The following is a 5,658-nucleotide window of genomic DNA, read 5'->3' on the forward strand; positions in this document are numbered from 1 at the left end:
ACGGTTCTCTTGGTCGAAAACCCATCTACCAGGGGCTTCACCATGTTGTCAGCCCAACTACCAGGCTGCAGCCGCAGGTTGGAAAAGGCTCACTGCTGGGTGAACCCTGGTCGTCGTGGTGACCCCCCGTCACATAGGGAGCGACAACAGCCGTACTGGCCCTGAGAGCCAGCGGGCATCGTCGCGCAGGGGCGTCACCATAGTCCGCAGCGGCATGGTCACCAGGCGGTCTTGGCGGTGCTGTATGAGGTGCGGCAGGTGGCGTCGGAGGCCGTAGCGGAAAGTTCGGTCATGGCCTCGGTCCACACCTTCTTGACCACCTTTTCCAGGCCCCGGGCCGCCGCGGGAGTGTTCGGGGAGAACTTCCTGACCGTTCCCACAGTGGCGACGGTGAACTTGTTGCACACCGGCAGGGCGGCGTTGCGGTAGCGGTTGTCGAGTTCACCCGTCACGGCGGAGCTGTTGGTGGTGGCCCAACTGTTCCACGCCGCACAGGCAGGCCGGGTGAGTTCGGCCCGCTCGGTCTCGGTCAGACTGCCCAGAGCGGCGACAGCGGCGTCCCAGAACTCGTCCGGGACGGCGTAGCGGGTGGTGGCGAACTGATCCCCGGTCTTGAAGATCGCTTCCTGGCAGGCGTACGGCAGCGAAGCCGCTTGCGTAAGGGCGGCCAGGAGCGGAGGGGACTTCCCACTCTGAGCGGCCGGGGTCTCCTCCTGGGGGATGACAGTCACCGCCACCGCCAGGACACCGGCGGCCCCAGCCACGGCCAGAGCGCAGCGCGTGAGGATGCGGGAGGTGTTCATGAGCGCAGGTCTCCTGTATTTGAGGGCTGAGCGGCCAGCCCGGTGCAGACCAGGGGCGGGGACGGGAAGCGGAGCATCAGCCACCGCGCCAGTCCCCGGCCCTCTCTCTCAGTGCTGACGGTCGGCTGCTGATGTGGCCAGTTGGGCGAGGCTCAGTGCGTCCGGTAGGCCGGTGAGTGCAACGTGTGCTTGTTCGGCGCGGGAGGATGCCATCTGGGCCGCCTTGGTGAGGGCGCCGGTGCGTGTCAGCACGGTGAGGATGTCTCGGTGTGCGGTGACGGGGTCGGTGTCGCCGTGGAATACGGTGGTCAGGCGGTCTCGGTCGGCTTTGTCGGCCACTTCGTACGCGAGCAGGATGGGCAGGGTGGGCTGCAGGTTGGCGACGTCGCTGATGGCTGTCTTGCCGGTGATCTGGTCCGCGGCGGTGTAGGGGAGCAGGTCGTCACGGATCTGGAAGGCCATGCCGAGCTGTTCTCCGTACTGGCGTAGGGCCTGGTGCTGCTCCAGGGTTGCTCCGGCCAGGATGGCGCCGGCCTGGCAGGCGGCGCCGGTCAGCGCGGCGGTCTTGGCCTGCATGATGTTCAGGACGGCGGGTACCCCGCAGGTCAGGTCGCCGCGGATCTCGGTTTCGCGCATGATGCCCTGGCACATATGACGCAGGGCCTCGACGGTGACCCGTGCTGCGTGCAGTACGCGCTCGGCGGGGCCGCCGCTGAGCATGGCCGCAATGCCGGCCATCGACAGTCCGTCGCCTGCTACCAGGGCCTCGGCGAGACCGTACTGCTCGGCGGTGGAGGCCCGCCCGCGGCGTACCGGGTCCTGATCGACGATGTCATCGTGGACGAGGCTGGCGACGTGCAGGCATTCGATGCCGGCCGCGAACGCCAGCACCTGCTCAGCAGTGCCGCCGACGGCCTTGGCCGACTCCATACACAGGACAGGGCGAAGGAGCTTGCCCGCGGGGAACAGGGCGTCCAGGCAGGCCAGCTCCAGCAGGCTGTCGCCGCTGCCCACCCAGCGCAGCAGCTCAGCCTCCAGCAGCGGAATATGTGTGCCTCTGGGGTTCAGGGCGGTGGACAAGACACGTCCTTTCGATGGTCAGCAGGGGATGACGGCGCGCATCAGGGGGCGCCACGCGTTGAGGACGGCGCTCATGGGTGGTTGGACCGGCCGGTGGAGCACGTCCTGACCTGCGGCCAGCACACCGGCCAGGAGCAGCCTGAAATGCTCGGCCAATGCGTGGATGACGGGGCCGACCGGGGTGCGTTCCAGTTCAGCGGTCAGAGCGGTCAACCCGTCGGTGACACGCTCGGCCTCGAACGCGATGACGTCGGCCATGCCCGGTGTCCACCGTTTGGCCCTGACGTCCTCGGGGTGGACCCCGAACTGGTGGAGATCCTCGAGAGGGAGGTAGAGGCGGCCGTCGTCGAGGTCCTCCGACAGGTCACACAGCACGTCGGTCAACTGGCCAAGTTCGGCGAACTCACGCACCAGCGGCTGCGCTTCCGTGAGTTCGGTGCCAGCCACGGCCCACAGGGCCCCGTAAAACGGGCAGCCGGCGACCTGCATCGCCCACTGGCACAGATCCGCGTAGGTGGCGAAGTCGCGGAAGTCGACGTCGCGCTGCATCCCGGTGAACATGTCCTCGATCAGTGACAGCGGCATTCCGAAGGTCCGGTAGGTGTGCACCGTGGCATGCAGGACGGGGTCGTCGGAGCCGCCGGCGGCGAATGCCGCCCAGGTGGCCTCCGCGAAATCGGCGAGACGACGGTGACGCCTCTCTACCGGCCCGCTGTCTACACAGGCATCGGCACGGCACCCGTGTGCCCCCAGCGCCGCCATGTGAGGCCGTGCCGCTGCGGGCGCGAGGCGCAGCGCCCCCCAGAGGCCGCGCCCTGCGCCGAGACCTGATACCTCTCGCGCGCACACCGTGTAGCAGTGCCGAAGGACAGGATCGGTGATACCCGCCGCGTCCAGCCATCGCCCTACCAGCATCTGTGAACCCTTTTCTGCTCAACCGGCCCCCTTTCGGGGTCAGGACTTCGCTCTGCGATGAGGGCGCGACACGTCCCTCCAGGGCCCTTGTTGGGCCGTCGTGCGGGGGCGTCACTCAGCGGGGCGTCGACGTGGCCCGGGCCGGGTGCGCAGGGTGTCGGCGCGTGGGCAGCCAAGGCAGACGCAAGGACGGCATGGCGGTCAGGGCGTCTTTGGTGCGGCGGTGGAAGGCGAGCAGGCCCAGGAACGCGGCGCCGGCGAACCACAGGAACTGAACGGCCAGATCACCGGGCAGCCACTCGCGGGTGAAACCCGCAGCTGAGGCAGCCTGCATGGTGCCGTAGGTAGGCAGGAACTGCACGACCTGGCTTCCGGCACCGCCGCCGGCCAGGGGATTTTGAAGACCGACATCAACGAGGCTGGTCATGACCAGGGCGAACATGCCCTCCACCTCCCGGCGCAGCAGCGAGCCGAAGACGACGCCGAGCGCCCCGTAGGTCATCGCTCCGCAGAACAAGGCAGCGGCGAGCAGCAGTGGCTGGCGAGGGCTCCAGGCCATGCAGATCACCGCGGTGGCGTAGGCCGCGATGGCGCCGGAGGCCAGGGTCAGCGAGGTGGTCTTGGCCAGGACGAGATGGATGCGGGGGTAGCCGGCCAAGGCCAGGCGGCGGTCGAAGCGCCCGCCGTTGAACGTGATGGCGAACATCATGAACCCGGTGATGAGGGTGACGGCGTTGATGGCGCCGGTGATCTGCGTGATCTCGTTGCCGGCCGGTGCCAGCAGCCGGCCGGTCGCCCGCAGGCGGAAGGGCAGGTGCCTTCTGGGGATGACGGCGTACGCCAGACTGATCCAGCAGGGGATGAACACGGCGACCAGGACCATGGCGAGCCTGTTCCGGGCGTGTTCGACCAGGTCGAAGCGGACTGCTGTGACGAACAGGTTCAGGTGCCGCCTCACGCCGACACCCCCTCAGCCGGGCGCAGCACGCCGCCCTGAAGGCGCCACAACTCGTCCAGGCGCTCAGCGTCATAGGCCAGGTGGGAGACGACAAGGACGGAGCGGCCCGTATCGCGTAATCGGGCTGCCAAGTCCCAAAAACGCTGGTAGGTCTCCCAGTCGAAACCCTGGTAGGGCTCGTCCAGCAGCAGCACCTGCGGGTCGTGCATCAGCGCCAGGGTCAGGTTCAGCTTCTGACGGGTGCCGCCGCTGAGCAGGCCGGCACGCTCATCGACGTACTCCGACAAGCGCAACGCGTCCATCACCCGCCCGGCGTGCTGCAGATCCGACAGCCCGCGCGCGACTCGGAAGAACTCCAGATGCTGGCGCACGGTCAGAGCCTCGTTGACCACCACGTCCTGCGGGCAGTAGCCGAAACGGCCCTCATGACGGACCGTGCCACCCAGCGGGCGCAGCTCACCAGACAAGATCTTCAACAGCGTCGACTTGCCCGCACCGTTCTCGCCGACAATCCCGGCCAGCACACCAGGCCGCAGATCAAGGTCGAGGCCCCGCAAGACCTCACGGCGACCATATGCATGACGCACATCCCGAACCTCCACCGCACCCCCAGGCTCTACGGCGGTGCCACGCACTCACTGCTGGCCACCCGCCGTCACAGCAAGGCTAGGCATCACGTACGGTCAAAACCGGAGCAAGATCGCTTATTAGCCCGCACGAGTGAAGCCCGCGGTGTAACCGCTGCTCAGCTCCGGGTGGAAATGGCGCCCACCCGGCCACCGAAACGGCCGTACCGGAACCGCGTCCTCGAACCTGACCGACACGCAGTCCAACAGCGGACGCCGTCGACGCTCGCACCTGCCATCAACGCACGACACCTCGACGTACGGCACGGCCCCGTCCGTCCCAGCCGGTACGGCCATCCAACACCCCCAGCGTGCTCATCCCGCACGACTAGGTTCACTGTCAAAAAAGCCGAAACGACTAGGTTCGTTGTCAAACGACTCGATTGGTGTAGGATCCACGACTTCGCGAGCAGTAGTTCCTGCGAGAACACCGTAATCCGCGCTCGGTGCGCACTGGCCCTGTCGGCCGGGCGTGAGCAATCAGGGTCGGAGGCGCATCATGGCCGGTGACACTCCGTGGGCAGTCGCAGCTACCCCCTGTTGTGGCAGTACGGCTTCCCGAATCTGAGCGTTGAGGAAGACATCCAGCACCGCGTCGATCTGTGACCGCATCATGTCCAGGTCAAGATCTTCTGCAGATGACGGAACGACGGTCTCGGTCACGTCCCACCTCACCGTCTGAAGTGATGGTCTGTAGCCCTTATTTCCGGCTCGCCTCCGCCGACGCAGCTTTCGCATCGGCGCACTGAGGCACTGGGGGTGCGCGGGCGGGAGCGCTGTATGAACGGTAGTGAACTCTCCGACTGGCCCGCGTAACAGCCTTCCTGTCGTCAGCGGTGGTCAGTGCCAGGTGACCCTCTCCGGCACGAGCGACGGCAGCAGCGTGGGCACAGCACCGGGAGCCGAGCCCACCACTGCGTCTTATGGTGCGAGATTCAGCACCCCAGTGCGTCGGCTAAGCCGCAGGCGGTACAGCGTGTAGTGGCGGTGTCGGAAACCCAGTTCCGCAGCCGCCAGGTAGGTACGGAAGGTGCGATAGGTGGACTCGCCGACAAGTGCCGTCACGTCGTCGCGCGCCCGCATCAGCCGCTTGGTCCAGGCAGCGAGTGTCCTTGTGTAGTGGCCGGTGTCCGAGCGGAGGGCTTCGACGGCGAAGTAACGGTCGCAGGCCGCGGTGATCTCACTGAGCCTTTTCCATCTTCACTCTGAGCTGGTCAGATGGAGGGTGAGGACGGCCTGGACGAGGCTGGTGATCCGGGTGGTCGAGCACCGCAGT

General features: G+C 67.0%; 7 protein-coding genes. All 7 read right to left on the minus strand.

Annotated elements, in window-relative coordinates; translation table 11 throughout:
• Nucleotides 1–218: 218 nt before the first annotated feature.
• Nucleotides 219–803: a hypothetical protein gene (locus tag ACWC2T_RS45480; protein WP_450676159.1), complete on the minus strand. Its 585-nt coding sequence runs from the start codon at nucleotides 801–803 to the stop codon at nucleotides 219–221.
• Between the two features lie 108 nt (nucleotides 804–911).
• Nucleotides 912–1,883, minus strand: a complete 972-nt coding sequence (locus tag ACWC2T_RS45485; RefSeq protein WP_450676160.1) for a polyprenyl synthetase family protein — start codon at nucleotides 1,881–1,883, stop codon at nucleotides 912–914.
• 18 nt (nucleotides 1,884–1,901) lie between these two features.
• The gene (locus tag ACWC2T_RS45490; protein WP_450676161.1) at nucleotides 1,902–2,645 is read right to left on the minus strand and encodes a phytoene/squalene synthase family protein; all 744 of its coding nucleotides are present in this window, start codon (nucleotides 2,643–2,645) and stop codon (nucleotides 1,902–1,904) included.
• Nucleotides 2,646–2,913: 268 nt separating this feature from the next.
• Nucleotides 2,914–3,756, minus strand: a complete 843-nt coding sequence (locus ACWC2T_RS45495) for an ABC transporter permease (RefSeq protein ID WP_450676162.1) — start codon at nucleotides 3,754–3,756, stop codon at nucleotides 2,914–2,916.
• Nucleotides 3,753–4,358 carry an ABC transporter ATP-binding protein gene (locus ACWC2T_RS45500; RefSeq protein WP_450676163.1) on the minus strand — a complete coding sequence of 202 codons (606 nt, stop codon included), beginning with the start codon at nucleotides 4,356–4,358 and terminating at the stop codon, nucleotides 3,753–3,755. Before ACWC2T_RS45500 ends, ACWC2T_RS45495 begins: the two co-directional genes overlap by 4 nt.
• A 504-nt stretch (nucleotides 4,359–4,862) precedes the next feature.
• The gene (locus ACWC2T_RS45505; protein ID WP_450676164.1) at nucleotides 4,863–5,045 is read right to left on the minus strand and encodes a hypothetical protein; all 183 of its coding nucleotides are present in this window, start codon (nucleotides 5,043–5,045) and stop codon (nucleotides 4,863–4,865) included.
• A gap of 258 nt (nucleotides 5,046–5,303) precedes the next feature.
• The gene (locus ACWC2T_RS45510; RefSeq protein ID WP_450676165.1) at nucleotides 5,304–5,561 is read right to left on the minus strand and encodes a class I SAM-dependent methyltransferase; all 258 of its coding nucleotides are present in this window, start codon (nucleotides 5,559–5,561) and stop codon (nucleotides 5,304–5,306) included.
• Nucleotides 5,562–5,658: the final 97 nt, after the last annotated feature.

Source organism: Streptomyces sp. NPDC001393 (genome assembly GCF_053597455.1).